The sequence below is a fragment of the Actinomycetota bacterium genome (genome assembly GCA_019347675.1).
GTDB lineage: Bacteria > Actinomycetota > Nitriliruptoria > Nitriliruptorales > JAHWKO01 > JAHWKW01.
Genome location: JAHWKW010000013.1, coordinates 24,002 through 41,400, shown reverse-complemented (window position 1 = coordinate 41,400; position 17,399 = coordinate 24,002). Strand labels below are relative to the sequence as shown.

The 17,399-nt window shown below is 70.6% G+C and carries 17 protein-coding genes; 6 read left to right on the top strand and 11 right to left on the bottom strand.

Translation table 11 applies throughout. The features are described 5' to 3' along the window. Positions 1-43 precede the first annotated feature (43 nt). Genes KY462_10150 through prcB form a run of 3 tightly spaced genes read right to left on the bottom strand, consistent with a single transcriptional unit; the run spans position 44 to position 2,842 of the window. Complete coding sequence (locus KY462_10150; GenBank protein MBW3578079.1) at positions 44-1,351, bottom strand: hypothetical protein; 1,308 nt, start codon at positions 1,349-1,351, stop codon at positions 44-46. Then, entirely contained in the window at positions 1,348-2,028 is a 681-nt protein-coding gene (prcA, locus tag KY462_10145) for a proteasome subunit alpha (protein MBW3578078.1), read from the bottom strand. Before prcA ends, KY462_10150 begins: the two co-directional genes overlap by 4 nt. Positions 2,029-2,059: 31 nt before the next feature. Next, positions 2,060-2,842 (bottom strand): proteasome subunit beta, encoded by a 783-nt coding sequence (gene prcB / locus KY462_10140; GenBank protein ID MBW3578077.1) that lies wholly within the window; start codon positions 2,840-2,842, stop codon positions 2,060-2,062. 260 nt (positions 2,843-3,102) lie between these two features. On the opposite strand from prcB, the gene KY462_10135 reads away from it, so the two are divergent. After that, positions 3,103-4,323, top strand: coding sequence for a hypothetical protein (locus tag KY462_10135; protein MBW3578076.1), 1,221 nt, complete (start codon positions 3,103-3,105; stop codon positions 4,321-4,323). Positions 4,324-4,510: 187 nt separating this feature from the next. On the opposite strand, the gene KY462_10130 is transcribed toward KY462_10135, so the two are convergent. Beyond that, complete coding sequence (locus tag KY462_10130; GenBank protein MBW3578075.1) at positions 4,511-4,696, bottom strand: hypothetical protein; 186 nt, start codon at positions 4,694-4,696, stop codon at positions 4,511-4,513. Between the two features lie 74 nt (positions 4,697-4,770). Here KY462_10130 and KY462_10125 point away from each other — a divergent pair, with 74 nt between their 5' ends. After that, positions 4,771-5,022 carry a hypothetical protein gene (locus tag KY462_10125; GenBank protein MBW3578074.1) on the top strand — a complete coding sequence of 84 codons (252 nt, stop codon included), beginning with the start codon at positions 4,771-4,773 and terminating at the stop codon, positions 5,020-5,022. A gap of 284 nt (positions 5,023-5,306) precedes the next feature. Here the strand turns inward: KY462_10125 and KY462_10120 are convergent, their stop codons facing one another. Beyond that, a complete protein-coding gene (locus KY462_10120) occupies positions 5,307-5,702 on the bottom strand; it encodes a TraM recognition domain-containing protein (GenBank protein MBW3578073.1) in 396 nt (131 codons plus the stop codon). Positions 5,703-6,272: 570 nt separating this feature from the next. Between KY462_10120 and KY462_10115 the strand changes: the two genes are divergently transcribed. Further along, complete coding sequence (locus KY462_10115; GenBank protein ID MBW3578072.1) at positions 6,273-7,262, top strand: DMT family transporter; 990 nt, start codon at positions 6,273-6,275, stop codon at positions 7,260-7,262. A gap of 30 nt (positions 7,263-7,292) precedes the next feature. Here KY462_10115 and KY462_10110 read toward each other — a convergent pair whose 3' ends face one another. From KY462_10110 to KY462_10085, 6 genes are all read right to left on the bottom strand, one after another. Next, positions 7,293-7,487, bottom strand: a complete 195-nt coding sequence (locus tag KY462_10110) for a ubiquitin-like protein Pup (GenBank protein ID MBW3578071.1) — start codon at positions 7,485-7,487, stop codon at positions 7,293-7,295. Between the two features lie 39 nt (positions 7,488-7,526). After that, positions 7,527-8,990, bottom strand: coding sequence for a proteasome accessory factor PafA2 (locus KY462_10105; GenBank protein ID MBW3578070.1), 1,464 nt, complete (start codon positions 8,988-8,990; stop codon positions 7,527-7,529). A 199-nt stretch (positions 8,991-9,189) separates the two neighbouring features. Beyond that, positions 9,190-10,983: a proteasome ATPase gene (gene arc, locus KY462_10100; GenBank protein MBW3578069.1), complete on the bottom strand. Its 1,794-nt coding sequence runs from the start codon at positions 10,981-10,983 to the stop codon at positions 9,190-9,192. An 87-nt stretch (positions 10,984-11,070) separates the two neighbouring features. After that, entirely contained in the window at positions 11,071-11,874 is an 804-nt protein-coding gene (locus KY462_10095; protein ID MBW3578068.1) for an SAM-dependent methyltransferase, read from the bottom strand. 8 nt (positions 11,875-11,882) lie between these two features. Then, positions 11,883-13,034 carry a MoaD/ThiS family protein gene (locus KY462_10090; GenBank protein MBW3578067.1) on the bottom strand — a complete coding sequence of 384 codons (1,152 nt, stop codon included), beginning with the start codon at positions 13,032-13,034 and terminating at the stop codon, positions 11,883-11,885. Between the two features lie 48 nt (positions 13,035-13,082). Then, the gene (locus KY462_10085; protein ID MBW3578066.1) at positions 13,083-13,802 is read right to left on the bottom strand and encodes a site-2 protease family protein; all 720 of its coding nucleotides are present in this window, start codon (positions 13,800-13,802) and stop codon (positions 13,083-13,085) included. Between the two features lie 261 nt (positions 13,803-14,063). Between KY462_10085 and KY462_10080 the strand changes: the two genes are divergently transcribed. The 3 genes from KY462_10080 (at position 14,064) to KY462_10070 (ending at position 17,399) form a co-directional block, all read left to right on the top strand. Then, positions 14,064-15,200 (top strand): hypothetical protein, encoded by a 1,137-nt coding sequence (locus KY462_10080; GenBank protein MBW3578065.1) that lies wholly within the window; start codon positions 14,064-14,066, stop codon positions 15,198-15,200. Between the two features lie 167 nt (positions 15,201-15,367). Further along, positions 15,368-16,666: a M15 family metallopeptidase gene (locus KY462_10075; GenBank protein ID MBW3578064.1), complete on the top strand. Its 1,299-nt coding sequence runs from the start codon at positions 15,368-15,370 to the stop codon at positions 16,664-16,666. 85 nt (positions 16,667-16,751) lie between these two features. After that, entirely contained in the window at positions 16,752-17,399 is a 648-nt protein-coding gene (locus KY462_10070) for a 2,3-bisphosphoglycerate-dependent phosphoglycerate mutase (protein MBW3578063.1), read from the top strand.

Sequence of the window (17,399 nt, the reverse complement as noted above, 5' to 3'; positions counted from 1 at the left end):
CGGACGCCATGGTACGGCCCCAGCGCGGTCGCGGCGGCGTGCTTCAGGCGGCGAGCGCAGCGGCCGTGGCGAGGTCGGGACCGATCCCCAGCCGCACCTCCGGCCCCTCGCAGGTCACCACCGCATCCTGGGTGGGGGCCTCGAACTCCATCCGGGCCTGGCTGCCGCGGCCGGGTCCGAACGCCGCCGCGTACCACTCGCCAACCGCGGCGCACAGCCCGGTCTCGCCCTCCAGTGCCATCGCGACCGCGCTGCGGTCGCCGTCGGAGAACAAGACCACCTCACCGCCCCGCCACCGGGTCGCTGCGCCGCGCGGGTCGTCCAGCGCCTGCGTCGGGTCGTCCCCGGGTGCCTCGAACAGGAACAGCAGATCCGCGGCACCGACGGCCAGCGACGTGTGGCGGGTCCACGGCGCGGGCAGGTCCGCGACGTCGCGGGGATCGGCCGCGTCGCCCTCTTGGCCGACGTAGCGCTCGGGGACCAGGATCTGCAACGTGGTGGTGGGCAGGCGACGGTACGCGCCGTTCACGGCCGCGAACCCGTCGATGTCCCACAGGTGCACGACGAACGCGAGCCCCTCCTCGTACGGGAACGACAGCGACCGTTGCACGATGTGGGGAAGGTCGGTCAGGTCGCCGATCTCGGCGGCGAGCCGTGCCTGTTCGGCCAGCAGCTCCACGTGCTGCTCGGGCGTCAGTGCACGCTCGGCGTACCGGATCATGGTCAGGGTGGCGTCGCCCTCCACCAGCGCGCTGGCCGCGAAGGCCGCGTCCTCCTCGCCGGGGCCCGGATCACGGTCGGAGAACGGCAGCCCCAGGACCTGGTCGACCAGGGCGTGCTCGAGCTCGTGGGCCAGGGTGACCTCGTCCAGCGGACCGAGCTGCTCCCCGTGGCCGGCCCGGACGACCAGGTCGCGGGTGCGCTTGTCGTAGAAGCCCGCCACCTGCTCCCCGAGGGCGGTCGCGAGCATCTCACGCAGGTCCGTCCCCGGCGGGATCGCCCTCAAAGCGACCAGGATCCGCCGGTCGGCCTCGGCTTCCTCCTCCGTGTACTCGTCGACCAGCGCCCGTGCGCGCGCCGCGAGCTGGTCGGGTGTGAGGTAGGTCGGTCGCGGGACCTGTTCGAAGTCCAGCCCGCGGACCTCCGACACGATGCGTGCCACCCGCTGCAGCTGCCCGTCGAGGCGATCGAAGGTGCCGGCTGGGGCCGGTGTGGACGGGGCCGTGGCGGGGCGGTCGGGAGCCAGCACCCGAGAACGCTCCACCGCCACGGCTCCCGCGGTGACGCCGATCACGACGGCGGCCACGGCGATCAAGCTGGCGTGCAGCGACCAGCGGTCGGTGACGGTCACGCCCCCTCGCTGTGGATCCTGGCGATGTCCTGGTCGTCGAGCCGGAAGAACTTGCGCCGCTCACGCTCACGCGACAGCCCCGACACCTCCAGGTCGCCGGGCGCGATCTCGCGGTCGGGTCCGAGGACCGACACGGCCAGCCGGACGGCGTCGTCGAGTGACGAGCCGTCCCGGTAGCGGGACTCCAGGGCGCGGGCCAGCTCCTCGGACTCCCCGCCGATCGCCACGTAGCGGTGTTCGTCGACGATCGACCCGTCGTAGAGGATGTGGTACAGCTCCGCCCCGTCCTCGCCGCTGACCTCGGCGATCAGCATCTCCACCTCGAAGGGCTTGCCCTCCCCCATGAAGATCGCACCGAGCGCCTGGCTGTAGGCGTTGGCCAGCGACTTGACGGTGACGTCCTCCCGGCCGTACTGGTACCCCTTGGCGTCGGCGAGGCGGATGCCCGAGACCCGCAGCGCCTCGAACTCGTTGTACTTTCCGACCGCCGCGAACGCGATCCGGTCGTAGATCTCCGAGGTCTTGTACAGCGACCGCGACGGGTTCTCGCTGACGAACACCACGCCGTCGTCGTACTCCATGGCCACCAGTGCCCGCCCCCGGGCGATGCCCTTGCGGGCGTACTCGGCCCGGTCCTTCATCATCTGCTCGGGCGAGACGTAGAAGGGCATCGCCACGGTGGTGTCTCCCGTCAGGCTGCCGGCACGGTCACCGCTGCGGCGGTATGTCCGCGATCGTGCGTTCCTCGCGCGACGCGACCACGTCCTCGACGTGCTGGCCGACCGACTCCTCGCTCATCTCCCGGTACCCGTCACCGTCGATCACGGCCACGATCGGGTAGATGCGCCGGATCAGGTCGGGCCCGCCGGTGGCGCTGTCCTCCTCCGCGGCGTCGAACAGGGCGCTGACCGCCAAGCGGACAGCGTGCTCCTGCGGCGCGTCAGGATCGTGGTCACGTTTCAGGGCCCCACGGGCGTCGCGCCCACCTGATCCCGTGGCGGCGTAGTCGGCCGACAGGTAGCGGCCCCCGACCGGGTCGTACTCGAAGATCCGACCGTGGGTGTCCGCCGCCTCCACTCCGGCGAACAGCGGGACCACCACCAGGCCCTGCATCGCGAACGGGAGATGGGCGCGGACCATGTGCGCCAGCCGGTTGGCCTTGCCTTCCAGCGACAGCGTGTCTCCCTCGACCTTCTCGTAGTGCTCGAGCTCGGTGGCGAAGACCTTGGCGAGCTCCATTGCGAAGCCCGCCGCCCCGCTGATCGCGATGGCGCTCAACCGGTCGGCGGGGAAGACCTTGCGCACGTCCTTCTTGGAGATCAGATGCCCGGCGGTGGCGCGACGGTCGCCGGCCACCACGACGCCGTCGCGGTAGGTCAACGCCAGGACGGTTGTGCCTTCGGCGGTGAGCTCGCCGAGTACGTCGCGTGCGTCCCCGCTGTCGGAACCACGCAGCATCCCGGGCATCGCGTCGGGCGCCCGCCGCCGCATCACCTCGAAGAACGACGACCCGTCGGGGTCGAACGGCGTCGGCAGCCGGAGCTCGCCCCACAGGCCGGCGCGTGGTTGGTCGGGCGTCAACGGCGAACCACCGTGGTCGGATGCGTCGGGACGCTCCTTCGCATCGCCACTCCTACGTCGTCGGGCCGCTGCAGCGCTATGGATAGTAGGACACCGGGTCAGGCGTGCTGCTCTACGATCCGGCCGAACCGGCTCGCGACGGGCCGCCGTGTGATGGACGGACCCTGGCGATGCAGCGGCCGCGTGCAGCCGTCGGCCCGATCCGACGGCGGTCGATCGTCGCCCGGATCGCCGCGGTCGCCGCAGCGGCGACGCTCCTCGTGGCTGCGGGCGCTCCGCGAGCGGAAGCGGTCGCCCGATCGGGGGACGTGCCGTCGTGGTGCGATGCGACCGCTGACGGGTACCGCTGCGTGGCCGGGCCGATCCCGGTGCCGTCTGGCGAACGCGTCGACCTGCTCAGCGGCGTGGCCGCCCCGCCCGAAGCCGGGTACGTCACCTCGGCTCGCGCGACGTTGGTCGACGCCGAGGGTCGAGAAGTGCACCACCACGCGGTGCACCTGCACCACGCGGTCTGGCTCAACTCCCACCGGGGCGACCTCACCTGCGAGACCTACGGAGGGACCGCGCCCAACTACGAACGTTTCTTCGCCACGGGAAGCGAGCGCACCGAGGCTGCCCTCCCCGACGGGTACGGCTACCACTGGGTCAGCCCGGCGCAGCAGGCAGACACCGACGTGCCCGGCTGGGTGCTCGTCGCGATGCTCGACGGCTTGGCCGGTCACCCGGAGGCGTTCATCCAGCTCGACCTCGGCTACGTCGCCGAGGTCGACGCCGCAGACGACATCGTTCCCGTCCGGCCCGTGTGGCTCGACGTGCGCAACTGCAGCGCCCACCCCGTGTTCACCGTCGAGGCTGGCAGCGGCGGGGGCGGGGTGCACGAGGAGGTCTGGACCTACCAGATGCCGATCAGCGGTCGGTTCGTGTTCGCTGGCGGTCACCTGCACGACGGCGGGCTGCAGCTGCGGCTGGACAACGCCACGGCCGCGGCGCAGCTGTTCACGTCCGACGCGATCCACAGCACGCCCGGCCCACCGTGGCAGCTGACGGGCATGACGACGTTCGCGGATCCCGACGGCGTCCCGGTGGAGTCGGGCGATGTGCTCCGCCTGACCGCGGTCTACGACAGCAGCCGCACCTGGCAGGACGTGATGGGGATCATGGTGGCGATGCTGGCCCCGCCGCGCCCGGACGCGGTCGACCCTCCTGGCGACTCACCGGCCGTCCCGGACCAGCCAGCCCGTGACGACGACGCTGTGCAGCCACCAGCCACCACATCGCAGCCGACCGCATCGGCGGGGCGGCCGCTGATCGCGGTCAGCGCCGGGGGGGCGGGCGCAGTCGGCTTGGCGGTGTTGGTGCTCACCCTGCGCCGACGGGACCGGCGCCGGTAAAGCCACCGCGCGCAGGGTGGTCGCGCCACCGTGAACGGTGTGTCGCGCGACGCGGAGTGACTCGGCGAGTTCGCGACCTCAGCAGGCGACCGCTCACGGTTCGCTGCCCTCCTGCGATCGGCCCGCTCGGCGGTGTGGGCCCCGAAGAGGATCGGAACGTCTGGACGGCGGCGAAGCAACCCGACACCTACAGGCTGATGGGTCGCCACGTGCCGTCATGGCTTTGCACCTTGACCGTTGCCTGACAACGTCGAGGTCCCCGCAGCAGCGCCAGGAACCAGCCGTCCTCGCGCACCTCCACCTTTACCTGATCTCGCGCCGACTCGACGTGGACGGCATCGACATCTTCCGCGGCGTCCCGCTGAGCGCCCACCACACCACCTCTGGCGGACTGCCGTCGGCGCGTGTCCGGCCTGAAGCCTTCCAGGTGAGCTCACCGGAGGGTTCATGGGGGACCGTGGTCGGCTGTCTGACCGCAACGCGCCGTCCGATACCGCCAACCAGCTTCGGGAGCGGCCACTGGCCACCTTCCCGTTCGACGATCACGGTGCGCTTGTTGTCGTCGTTCACGAGGACGACCGCGATCGCATCACCGCGGTCAGCGGCGATGACCGGCTCGTGGTCACCGCCGAGTTCGCCGATCGCTGCGGCTATGGCTGGGTGCGAGAAGGGGTTCATATCCACCCGAATCTACTGTGAGGTTGCTCGAGCTTCTCGACGCCGGTCAGGTCCGCGGTTGAGACTCCGGTCAGGTTGCGCCCCGTCGAGCCTGGCGTCGGTCAGGGTCCATAGGAACGCCTTCTGGATGTGGGTGGGCCCGGTGCCCCTCGGCCTGGCCATCCTGTCGATTCGCGGCCAGCTCAAACTCTGACCGCACTCTTTTGCCGGCGCTTCAGTCGGACGACGCGGCCGGCTGCCATTCCGTCGGCCAGGTGTCGCCAGTGACGCTGCCGGTCGTAGGGGCGCAGATGGATCCGGGCGGGTCAAGTCGATGTGTGTACGAGCACGGCCCGGTCCGGGGGGAGCCACCGCAGCTCGTCGACCGTGGCCAGCGGCCGCCACGTTTCGGACTCCGACAGCTGCGAGGCCCGTCCCGAGGTGGACCGTTGCCGGATCTGTTCGTCGCCGAGCAGCCCCGACAGGTACTCGAGCATCCTCCGGTCGCTGATGCCGGACAGCGCGACCTCGGCGTGGCGGCAGCTGTCGGGCAGCGCATCGCGATCGACCTGGGGCAGCAACGTCGTGGACGTCACCGCTGCAGGGGTCTCGTAGGCCCGCAGCGCCACCCGGGCGGTGGCCACGTACGACAGCGCGGTGTCCCGTGGGGTCTTGTCCGTGGCGCCGATCAGCGACTCGGCCGCTTCCGGGTCGTCAGCCAACCATTCACCGGGCGTCTGCCGGTCGGTTCAACCAGCGGCGACCATCTGCGCGGCAATCCAGACGCGCGGCAGGCGCTGAGGATGGCGGCGGACGATGGGGAGCGACTGGCGGCCTCAATCGTCACCAAGGGGAGGTGCTCGCCCGGGACGCGATCGGGCCAAGAACCAGCGACTCGTCGGCTCCTGGAGGTCCTGACTGGATTCCCGTGGATGACACCATCACCGAACAGGCCGGGCAGATGGCGAACCGCTACCTCCCGTCCACCCTGGCGTCGACCCGGTCGACTGCGTCGTCGCGGCCACGGCGGGATCCTGGACGCAGCCCTGTGGACCCGCAACCTCAAGCGTTTCCCGATGTTCCCGGAGCTCACGTCGCCGTCCTGACCGGCGGCGACGACCCTGGCATGCGGTTGGGCGAGCCTCGACGCCGAGGTCGCGGCGTCGCCCGCCGTGCTCGGGGCGTTCAGCACCGGCCTGGCGTCTCCGCGTGGGGGCCCGCTTGCGGCCGGTCCCTACAGTCGGCCGCCGGCGTGCCGATTCCTGAGGCGTACTCGTGACAGGCCTCTTGCCATGCCCACCGCCTCACGCTCGTCGTTCCGGCTGTCCGACGGGCTGCTGCTGCTCCTGCTCGGCTCGATCTGGGGCTGTTCTGCACTGTTCGTGCGCGTCGTCGTCGACCACGTCGCGCCGCTCTGGCTGGTCGCGGGCCGGGCGCTCGGCGGCCTGACGGTGGCCGCCATCGTGGTGGCGCTGCGCCGAGAGCGCCTGCCGCGCGCACCGAGGACCTGGCTGCACCTGGCCGTGGTCGGAGCCGGCGCGATGGCGGTGCCGTGGACGCTGCTCGCAGCCGCCGGCGACGAGATCCCCTCGGGCCTGGCCACCCTGCTCGGCGCGCCCACGCCCGCCATGACCCTCGCGATCGCCGCGGCCGTCGGCTTGGAGCGGGTGACGGCCCGGCGCGCCGGCGGGATGCTGCTCGCGTTCGCCGGCATCGTGCTGGTCGTTTCGGGCTCGGCCACGGCGTCCGGCCGGCTCGGCAGCGTCGCCATGATCCTGGCCAGCGTCGTCCTGTTCTCCGCCGGCGGCGTGTACACCCGTCGCTACCTCCACCGGCTCGACCCCGCTGTGAGCGTGGCCGGCCAACTCACCGCCGCGGCCGTGGTCGCGCTGCCGCTGGCGGTCCGCATCGAGGTGGAGCCGTCGCTGGCGGCGCCGGCGAGCGTGTGGATCGCGTGGTTGCTGCTGGCCTGCGTCAGCACCTCCGGCGGATTCATCCTCTACTACCGGCTCATCCAGCGTGTTGGTGCCAGCAACGCCGCCATGGTGAGCTACCTCTCCCCTGCCGTCGGGTTGGCGTTGGGCTGGTTCGCGCGCGGCGAGCAGGTCGCGATGGAGGCCGTCGTCGGGGTGCTGCTCACCGTCCCCGGCATCTGGCTCGCCCAGCGTGTGGGCGCGGAGGATGCCGCGCCACCGCGGCGTCGCTCGCCTGCGGTCTTTGTCACGGCGCATCGCCGCACCGCTCGGCCAACCGACGTGGCTGCAGGTGCCATTGCTCCGTGACCGCCGGGACGCGGTCACGGCGAGTCGGAGCTACTGGCCGCCCTTCTGGACGTAGTTCTTGACGAACTCCTCGGCGTTCTCCTCGAGGACCTCGTCGATCTCGTCGAGGAGCTCGTCGACGTCCTCGATCACGTCCTCGGAGGTCGACTCGGCCGTCTGGGTCGACTGCTCGTCGTCGGCCTCCCGGGTCCGGGCTCGCCTCTGGGTACGTCCCCCGTCGCTCACGCTGTCCCTCCTGGTCGTCGTGCGGAGGGTACCCACGCTTCAGCCGGTCAGGGACGCCAGCAGGTCCTCGGCCGTCTCAGCTGCGTCCAGGACGTCGCCGACGTGGGCAGCGGTGCCCTTCCCCGGGTCCATCATCGGCACCCGTTGCAGGGCGTCACGGCCCACGTCGAAGATCAGCGCGTCCCAGCCGGCAGCGACGATGTGGTTGCGGAACTTCTCCAGGCAGCGGCCGCGGAAGTACGCGCGGGTGTCGGCCGGCGGGTGCCACACCGCCCGTTCGATCTCGCTCTCGGCGACCAGCCGTTCGACCTTGCCGCGCTCCGCGAGGCGGTGGTAGAGGCCCTTGTCCCGCCGAACATCGTGGTACTGCAGGTCCACCATCTTCATACGGTCGTCGCGCCAATCCAGGCCGTGCCGCTGGCGGTACTGGTCGAGCAGCTGCAGCTTCGTTGCCCAGTCGACCTGACCGGCTAGCCGTCGCGGGTCCTCCTCGGCCGTGGTCAGGACCGACTCCCAGCGTTGCAGCACCTCGGCGTGGACCGGGTCGAGGTCGAGGTCCTTGCAGTACCGCTTGGCCGCCTCCAGGTACCGCCATTGCAGGTCGAGAGCGGTGACCTGCCGCCCGTCCTTGAGCATGACGGTCCCACGGCCGGTCAGGTCATGGCTGATCGCGTGGAAGGCAGCCACCGGCTTCGCCAGCTCCGGTGGGTCGGGTGCCGCACCATCCTCGATCATCGACAGGATGATCGCGGTGGTCCCAAGCTTCAGGAACGTCGCGACCTCACACAGGTTGGCGTCGCCGTTGATGACGTGCAGACGTCGGTAGCGCTCCGGATCGGCGTGAGGCTCGTCGCGGGTGTTGATGATCGGCCGCTTGAGCGTCGTCTCCAGCCCGACCTCGACCTCGAAGAAGTCGGCCCGCTGGGACAGCTGGTAGTCCACGTCCGGGTCGTCGAACTCGTTCCCGATACGCCCCGCCCCCACGTACAGCAGGCGCGACACGAAGACGGGGATCAGCTGTCTGACCAGTGTGGGGAACGGGACGGCCCGGTCGACCAGGTAGTTCTCGTGGGTCCCGTAGGCAGCGCCCTTGCCGTCGGTGTTGTTCTTGTGGATCAGGACTCGGCCGCCGGCGAGCGCGTTCGCTGCGTGCTGCGCGGCGACCTCGAGGATGCGCTCCCCGGCCTTGTCCCAGATCACGAGGTCGCGGGGGTTGCTGCACTCGGGGCTGGAGTACTCTGGGTGGGCGTGATCGACGTAGAAGCGCGCCCCGTTGGTCAGCACGGTGTTCGCCAGCCCCAGGTCCTCGTCGCTGGGTGGCTCCTGCGACGACGGTTCCTCGTAGCCGCGCGCGTCGCGGAGCGGGTGCTCCTCCGAGTGGTCCCACTTGACCTGGTGGCGGGCGGTCGGCTGGTAGGACGACACGACCAGCGACGAGGCGAGCACCGGGTTGACGTCGGGCTGACCCTGCACGGTGATCCCGAACTCGGTCTCCGTGCCGATGTACTTGGGAAGGACCACCGAACACCCTTCGGTCGTGCGTGGCCGTCGTCGCTAAGGGTAGGCCGGGACGCGATCCAAGGCTGCTGACCGAGGTGTCTGGGCCTGACCGGGCGTGAAACCGGAGTGGCCGTCTTGGGCTTGCCAAGACGGGCCACGGAGGCGGTGGGACCCTTACAGGTACTTGCCGCGGGTGGGACCCTTACAGGTACTGGCCCGCGTTGACGTTCTCGATCGCCTTCCCGCTGTCCTCGGCACCACTCACGAGCGTGCGCACGTAGACGATCCGTTCGCCCTTCTTGCCCGAGATGCGCGCCCAGTCGTCCGGGTTGGTGGTGTTGGGCAGGTCCTCGTTCTCGCGCCACTCGTCGCGGATGGCCCGGACCAGGTCGTCGGTGCGCAACCCACGTTCCGTGGACGCGATCAAGCGCTTGATCGCATACTTCTTGGCACGGTCGACCACGTTCTGCACCATCGCTCCGGAGTTGAAGTCCTTGAAGTACAGGATCTCCTTCTCCCCGTTGGCGTAGGTCACCTCCAGGAAGCGGTTGTCCTCGTCCTCGGCGTACATCTTCTCCACGGTGCGGTCGATCATCGCCTCGATCACCGCGGCGCGATCGCCTCCGTGGCCATCGACCTCGGCCTGGTCGAGCGGGAGCCCCGCGTGGAGGTAGATGCGGAAGATCTCGCGGGCGGCGTCCTTGTCTGGCCGTTCGATCTTGATCTTCACGTCGAGGCGGCCGGGGCGCAGAATCGCCGGGTCGATCATGTCCTCACGGTTGGACGCGCCGATCACGACGACGTCCTTCAGCGACTCCACCCCGTCGATCTCCGCAAGCAGCTGCGGGACGATGGTGTTCTCCACGTCCGAGGAGACACCCGACCCGCGGGTGCGGAACAGCGAGTCCATCTCGTCGAAGAACACGATCACCGGGTAGCCCTCAGCGGACTTCTCGCGAGCGCGCTGGAAGATTAGTCGGATCTGCCGCTCGGTCTCACCGACGTACTTGTTGAGCAGCTCGGGGCCCTTGACGTTGAGGAAGTAGCTCCGCGCGTCGGACTTCCCCGTCTTCTCCGCCACCCGCTTGGCGAGAGCGTTGGCGACCGCCTTGGCGATCAGCGTCTTGCCGCATCCGGGCGGGCCGTACAGCAGGATGCCCTTGGGCGGCTTGAGCTCATGTTCGGCGAACAGGTCCGCGTGCAGGTACGGCAGTTCGACGGCGTCGCGGATCTGTTCGACCTGCTCGGCCAGGCCCCCGATCCGGTCGTAGGTGATGTCGGGGACCTCTTCGAGCACCAGCTGCTCGACGTCGGCCTTGGGCACGATCTCCAACGCGTAGTTGGCGCGGGAGTCCACCAGGACCGAGTCGCCAGCCTTGAGCGGCTGATCGAGGAGCGGGTCGGCCAGGCGGACCACGAGCTCCTCGTCGCCACGGCCCATCACCAGCGCACGGCCCTTGCCCAGAAGCTCGGTGACGATCATCACCTCGCCGGCATCCTCGTACCGGCTGGAACCGACGATGTTCAGCGCCTCGTTGAGCAGGACCTCCTGACCGGGGCTGAGCTCGTCAACGTCCACGTCAGGTCCGACGTTGACCCGGAGCTTGCGGCCCTGCGACGAGACGTCGGCCGTCCCGTCGTCGTAGGGCCGGAAGAACGACGCGTAGCTCTGCGGGGCGCTGGAGAGGCGCTCGACCTCCTCGCGGAGAGTGGCCAGCTGCTCCCGTGCGGCGCGGAGGGTCTCGGCGAGCTTGGCGTTCTGGTTGAGGGCGCCCTGCAGCTGGCCCTTGGTCTCCAGGACCCGCTCCTCGAGGAGGCGGATGCGGTTGGGGCTCGCCTCGAGGCGGCGCCGCAGCAGCTCCACCTCTTCGCGCAGGTACTTCAGCTCAGCCTGCAGCTCGTCGTGATCGTCGATGCTGCCGACGAACACCTCTGGCTGGTGCTCGGCGCGGCGGCGGACGTCATCAGGATGGCGGTCGGAGTGACGCTCGGTCACGGGGCCTCCCTTTGGGGCCGGACAGCGCTCGTCGGGGTCGAGTATAGGTGGATACGGTCGGGCTGCCGATGAGTCGAACGGCTGCCATCAGGCGGGTTCGAGCGTCTCGATCCGCCGTGCCGTGGTGAGGAACGCCGTGTGCGCCACCATGCGGTGGTCGGGGCGCACTGCCAGGCCCGACACCGTCCAGGTCCGGTGCAGCGTCTCGGACGACCGCACCAACCCGAAGCCTCCGTCTGCCTGCAGCGTCTCCACCAGCCGCATCACTTGCGTGACGGTGGGGGTGTAGGCGATCAGGATCCCGCCCGGACGGATCGCCCGGGCCGCCCCCGCCACGAGCTCCCATGGTTCGAGCACGTCGAGGACCAGTCGGTGGCAGGACAGTCCGGGGAGCGCGTCGGCGAGATCGCCCGCGTGCAGTTCCCAGTTCGGCGGCGGACCGCCGAGGAAGTTCTCGACGTTGCGGCGGGCGTACGCCAGATGGTCGGCGCGCCGCTCGTAGGAGATCACGCGCCCCTCGCGGCCCACGGCCGCCAGCAGCGCCAGGCTCAACGCGCCCGACCCGGCGCCGGCCTCCACGACCGTGCAGCCCGGGCGGACGTCGCCGAGCGCCACGATCATCGCCTGGTCCTTGCGGTACACCACCTGCGCGCCGCGCGGCATCTTGAGGGTGAAGTCCTCCAGCGTTGGGCGGAACGCCACCACGGCCATGTTCTTGGAGGTACGTGCGGCGCTGCCCTCCGGGCGTCCGATCAGGTCGTCGTGACGCAGCACCCCCGCGTGACTGTGCCACTCGCCGCCGACCTCCAGGACGACCAGGTAACGGCGCTCCTTGCGGTCGCGGAGGATGACCCGCTCCCCGGCCTGGAGTGGGGCGTCGGCGCCCGGCAGCCGGGCGCTCACGCCTGTCGGGCGGGCAACCGCGCCACGATCCGGTCGCGCTGGCGGCAGAAGGCGCACACGGGGACGTGGGCACCGTCACGCGACGAGGTCGGCATGCCGCAGGCGGTGCAGGCGGTGAGCGCGACGCCCGCCTGGTCGTGGAGTTCCGCGGTGTCCCATTTGTCGGCGTGCTTCTCCAGGAAACCGAACAGGAACCGCGCCTTGGTCCCCGGGGCGTGCCGCTCCACCACGTTGAGGGCCTCCTTGAGCTCCATGCCGGTGTTCCCGGCGACTAGGGGGCACTCCTCGACGACGTACTCGATGCCGCGGACGACGCAGTAGGCGGCCATCTCCCGCTCCGACAGGCGGTACAGGGGCTTGCACCTGCGCGGCTGGTTCGCACCCGTCGCGGGCAGGACGGGGCGCTGCCGCGCCAGGAAGCCACCCTGCCAGCGCAGGACGTTCCCCAGCAGGGTCGCCGCCTCGTCGTCGAGGTTGTGGCCGGTGACGACGACGTCGTAGTTGCCCCGCACGGCTTCGCGGTTGAACACGTACCGCTTCGACAACCCGCACACCCCACACGTCGCACGGTCCGCGACCTGGGAGGCGTGCGGGACGGCGTAGCCGTAGGCGTCGGCCAGGTCGACCTCGACCAGGGTGACGTCGCGCGCCGCGGCGAAATCGCGACAGATCCGACCGGAGCGGGTGCTGTACCCACCGATCCCCAGCCCGACGTAGAGCCCGTCCGCGCGGTAGCCCATGGTCACCAGGGCGTCCCACAGCGCCAGGCTGTCCTTCCCGCCGGAGACCGCCACCAGGATGCGGTCCCGGTAGCTGAACATCGCGTTGCGGTCGATGGCTTTGCGGATCTGGTTGTGCACGTGGTCCACGAAGTGAGCGCCGCACCACGCCGAGCGGTGGCGCGGCTCCTCGATCACCGCCGGGACGCGGCAGACCACGCAGCGCGGGTCGCCGGCCCCACCCGACATCACCGGACGGATCTCGATCTCGTCCTCGTCGGCGATCGCCATCCGGTCGGTGACGAGCTCGCCGTCGCGGATGACCAGGACGGTGTGGGGGTCGATGTCCAACTCGGTGAGGACCTGCCGCACGGTGCGCGGGCCCTCCAGCTCGACCTCTCGGTCAGGGTTGCGCAGACGGACGCGCATGGTTGTTCTCCCTGAGCGGCGGCCGTCGGGGACGGTGAACCCGGGCGCCTACGTCTCGGCCGGGACCGTATCGCTGTCCGGTTCCGCATGCAGACGTGCGGCCTGCCGTGCCGCATGCAGCAGGAACCCTCCGACCGCCGCGAGGTACAGGCCGTCGGGCACGCTCACGGCGACCGCCAGGGACACCCCCGCAGCGATCGTCACGACGCCGAGCCCCAGCCCGCAGCGCCGCGCCGCACGCCGGCCTCGTTCGGGATCGCCGGTGCGGGCCCACACCGCCGATCGCACGAGCACGCCGCCGTCGAGGGGATGGCCCGGTAGGAGGTTGAACAACCCCACCGCGGCGTTGAACACCCCGAGGTACGTCAGGATGGTGACGGTCAGCGGGTCGGCCACCGACAGGAGGTCGGGCGCGGCGATCAGCAGGCCACCGACCAGGAGGTTGGCCAGGGGACCTGCGAGCGCGACCGCGAACGCGTGGTCCGCCCTGGACGGGTGATCGCGCAGGTGCGCGATCCCACCGAACACGAACAGGGTGATGCCGACGACCTCCATGCCCAGCCGACGCGCGACCAGCGCGTGGGCGAGCTCGTGCATCACGATGCTGGCGAGGACCGCGCCGGTCACCGCGAACGTGGCCACGGCGGCCGGAGCGGGCTCCAACCATCCGCGGAAGACCACCGCGAACGCCACGAGCAGGACCGACGCGATGGCCAACCACGACCGGTCGGCGGCGACCTCGATGCCGAGGACCTCACCGAGGCGCATCGCGGGTGGTCGGGGACCGTCATCGTGGGACGCGCGGCGACCTCGCCGCGCCGAGCGGAGCCTCCTGCGTCGCACGAGCATGTGCAGGATGGTACGGCTCCGGCCCCTGCCCCGAGCGGATCTCGCGAAACTGCCTGTCACACAGTGCGGGGCTGTTGGCGCGTGACCGCGACGGCGTCCGATCGTTGGTACCGGGTGCACGTTCCGGCGTGTGAGGCGGTCTGGACCCCAGCCGGCCGTGCGGCCGTGAGGAGGCCACCTGTGCTCGACGCGGTCGCCAGCGAGGAGTTCCCCGAGCTGCGACCGTTCATGGAGGCTCGCGGCGTCCGGCCGGGTCAGGCGCTCCGTGGCGTTCCGCCAGGCGCGGAACTCACCGCCATCCGCGAGGCCGCCGTCGATGTCCGCGACGCGATCTTCACCAGCGGACGCCCCGACGCCGTCACCACCTGCGATCTGATCACCTTCCCGTACCCCACACGGTTCGCTCTGTGGCGGGCCGCGGCCAGCCCCGCCCCGTTCGTGTGGATCACGAACCGCATGCTGGTCGTGCAGTGGACCGATCCCCAACAGCGCCGCCGCACGCTGCTGTGGGAGCCCTCCGACCACGAACGTGGCGAGCACACGCCGTACTTGGCCGACCTCAAACAGCGCTCGGTCGTTCCTCACCGGTTCCTGACCCGGGTACACGGCACCGTGCTGGGTCACCTGCGCGTGCTCGGGATCGACCCGGCTGATGTCGACTACGTCGGCTTCGACCACCTCCACGGTCAGGACGTGCGTCGGCTGCTTGGGACAACCCGCCCCGCCCCGGACCTGGGTGCGGCCGACGAGTCGCTGGCTGGGTGGCTGCCCAACGCCCGCATGATCACCCAGGTGCGCGAGTGGGAGACGATCCTCCACCTGCACCCGCTGCAGGTGCCCTGGTACCAGCCGTGGGCCTACGAGGACCTTCCCCCGGAGTCGCTGCTGTTCGTCGACGGCGACGTCCGCCTGGGACCCGGCGTCGCGCTGCTGTACACGCCCGGTCACACGGCCGGGACCCAGACCCTGGCGCTGCACACCGACCGGGGAGTGTGGGTTGCCAGCGGGAACGGTGTGGCCGCGGACTCGTGGACCCCCCGCGCGTCGCGCATCCCCGGCGTCCGGCGCTGGTGCAGCGACTGGGGACAGGAGGTCGTCCTCAACGCCAGCACCCTGGAGTTCACCGCCTGGCAGTACAACTCCATGGTCGCCGAGGCGCTCGTGGCCGATCCCACCTCCGACGGCGACTTCCGCCTGACGTTCCCGTCGAGTGAGCTCACCGCCCACCGGCTGTCACCGCTGACGACGCCGACGCTCACGCACGGCGGGATCCGCCACGGCACCGTGCGGCCAAGCCCGGTCCACGTCGGGCCATGATCCGCGACCGGCCGGGCGGAGGATCAGCGCACCGCGAGGAGAGCGGCGTGTCACGAAGGCGGCACGACAGCGCAGACGGCGGCCGCGCCGCTGGCGTAGGCTCTACCACGCGCTTACCCGCCAGGTTGCTTCAGGGGCCGAGCGAACCGGATCGGAGAGCGTCGACCGTGTGGACGCGCCTGAGACGCTCGGGGCTGCGGCTGGTCAACAGCCCCCGGTGGCGGACTGCGGCGGCCCTGGTTTTCGTGCTGCCGCTGCTGGTGTCCCCTCTCGGGACCGACACCGGGGAACGTGTCGCCGCCCAGACCACCGCGGTGGCACCACCGCAGGCCGAGTTCGCCCCCGTCGGCCCCGGTGGCGTCGAACCTTCCGACCCGGCCGCACAGCAGCAGGGCACGACAGCCGCGGCCCCCGAGCCGGACGCGCCGCAGCCACCGGTCGCGGACACCGTCGAGCCGGTCCAGCCCCAGCTGCTGGTCCGCCCGGCCGAGCCCGTCCAGCCCGACGGGCTGGTGACCGCACTGAACGTCCCCGGCATCCGCCACCTGGCCGGCGCGGTCGAGCTCGACGGCGGCATCCAGGCGCTGGGGAGCGCGCAGCAGGTGAAGATCCTGGTGGTCGACCCGGTGGCTTTCCGACCGCTCACCCCATCGTCCACGGCACAGACCAAAGGGGTCTGGGAGCGCCTCACCGAGGGGGAGCTGGTCGTCCGGCACGACATCGCTCACCACCTGCAGCTCCCACTGGGCGGCGACGCCACGGTGTACGGGCCATCCGGCGAGACGCTCGTGCTGCGCGTCGGTGCGTTCGCGTCCAACGGGGCGCCTCCACTGGCCGACGCGCTGGTGTCTTGGCAGGTCGGTGCGCAGCTGGGCGCGGCCGCCGCCAACCTCCTCGTCATCGCCGTGTCCGATGACACCGCCGCGCAGGCGATCGGCCGGCAGCTGGTGGAGGCGATCGGAGGTGGAGACGTCTCCCCCGTGCAGCCCCCGACCGAGCAACGGGCCCGGCTGGTGGGTGTCGGAGCCAAGCAGTTCCAGCCGTTCAGCTACATCGATCACGGCGACGGGATGATCACGATCGATCCGGCGTGGGTCCGCAAGTGGATCGTCTCCGCCCGCCTGCCGATCTTCGGTGGCGTCGCCCGCTGCCACCGCGTGATGATGCCCCAGCTGATCAACGCGCTGCGCGAGGTCGAGGCCCGCGGACTGGCTCACCTGATCGACCGCGGCGGGTACGGCGGGTGCTGGGTTCCCCGCCACATCCTGTTCGACCCCAACAAGCCCCTGTCGATGCACGCCTGGGGGCTCGCCGTCGACTTCAACGTCGCCACCAACCAGTACGGCGCGAGACCGACCATGGACGGGCGGATCGTCGAGATCTTCCAGCGCTGGGGGTTCGGGTGGGGCGGGCACTGGTCGACCCCGGACGGGATGCACTTCGAGCTGCGGGCGGTCATCCAATGACCGGCCTGCCGAGCCGGCCGGATGGTCCCAGGAGCGCCGGGCACCTGCGGTAGCCTCGCTTGCTGGTCACGCGCGGGGAGCCCAGATGCCGACGCTCGCCCTGGTGCGCCACGGCCAGTCGCTGTGGAACCTCGAGAACCGGTTCACCGGCTGGGTGGACGTCCCGTTGACCCCGCTCGGTGAGGAGGAAGCCAGGCGGGGCGGACTGGTGATGCAACAGCGGGGGCTGACCTTCGACATCACCTACACCTCGGCCCTCAAGCGCGCCACCGAAACGCTCCGCATCCTGATGGACGTGGCCGGTTACGACGACCTGCCGGTCATCGGTGACCCGGCGTTGAACGAGCGCCACTACGGCGATCTCCAGGGGCTGAACAAGGACCAGACGCGTGAGCGGTACGGCGCCGAACAGGTGCACCTGTGGCGGCGCTCCTACGACGTGCCTCCGCCCAACGGTGAGGCGCTGAAGGACACCGCCGCACGGACCCTGCCGTTCTACGAACGGTCCATCCTCGGCGATATCCGTCAGGGCAAGGACGTCCTGGTGGTGGCGCACGGCAACTCCAACCGCTCGATCGTGATGGAGCTCGACCAGCTGAGCGAGGAGCAGGTCCCCGGCCTGGAACTGCCCACCGGGGTGCCGCTGCTCTACGAGCTGAAGGAGGACGGCACCGTCCTCGACAAGAAGGTCTTGGACCTCGACGAGGAACCGGCGGACGCCGAACCGCAGTAG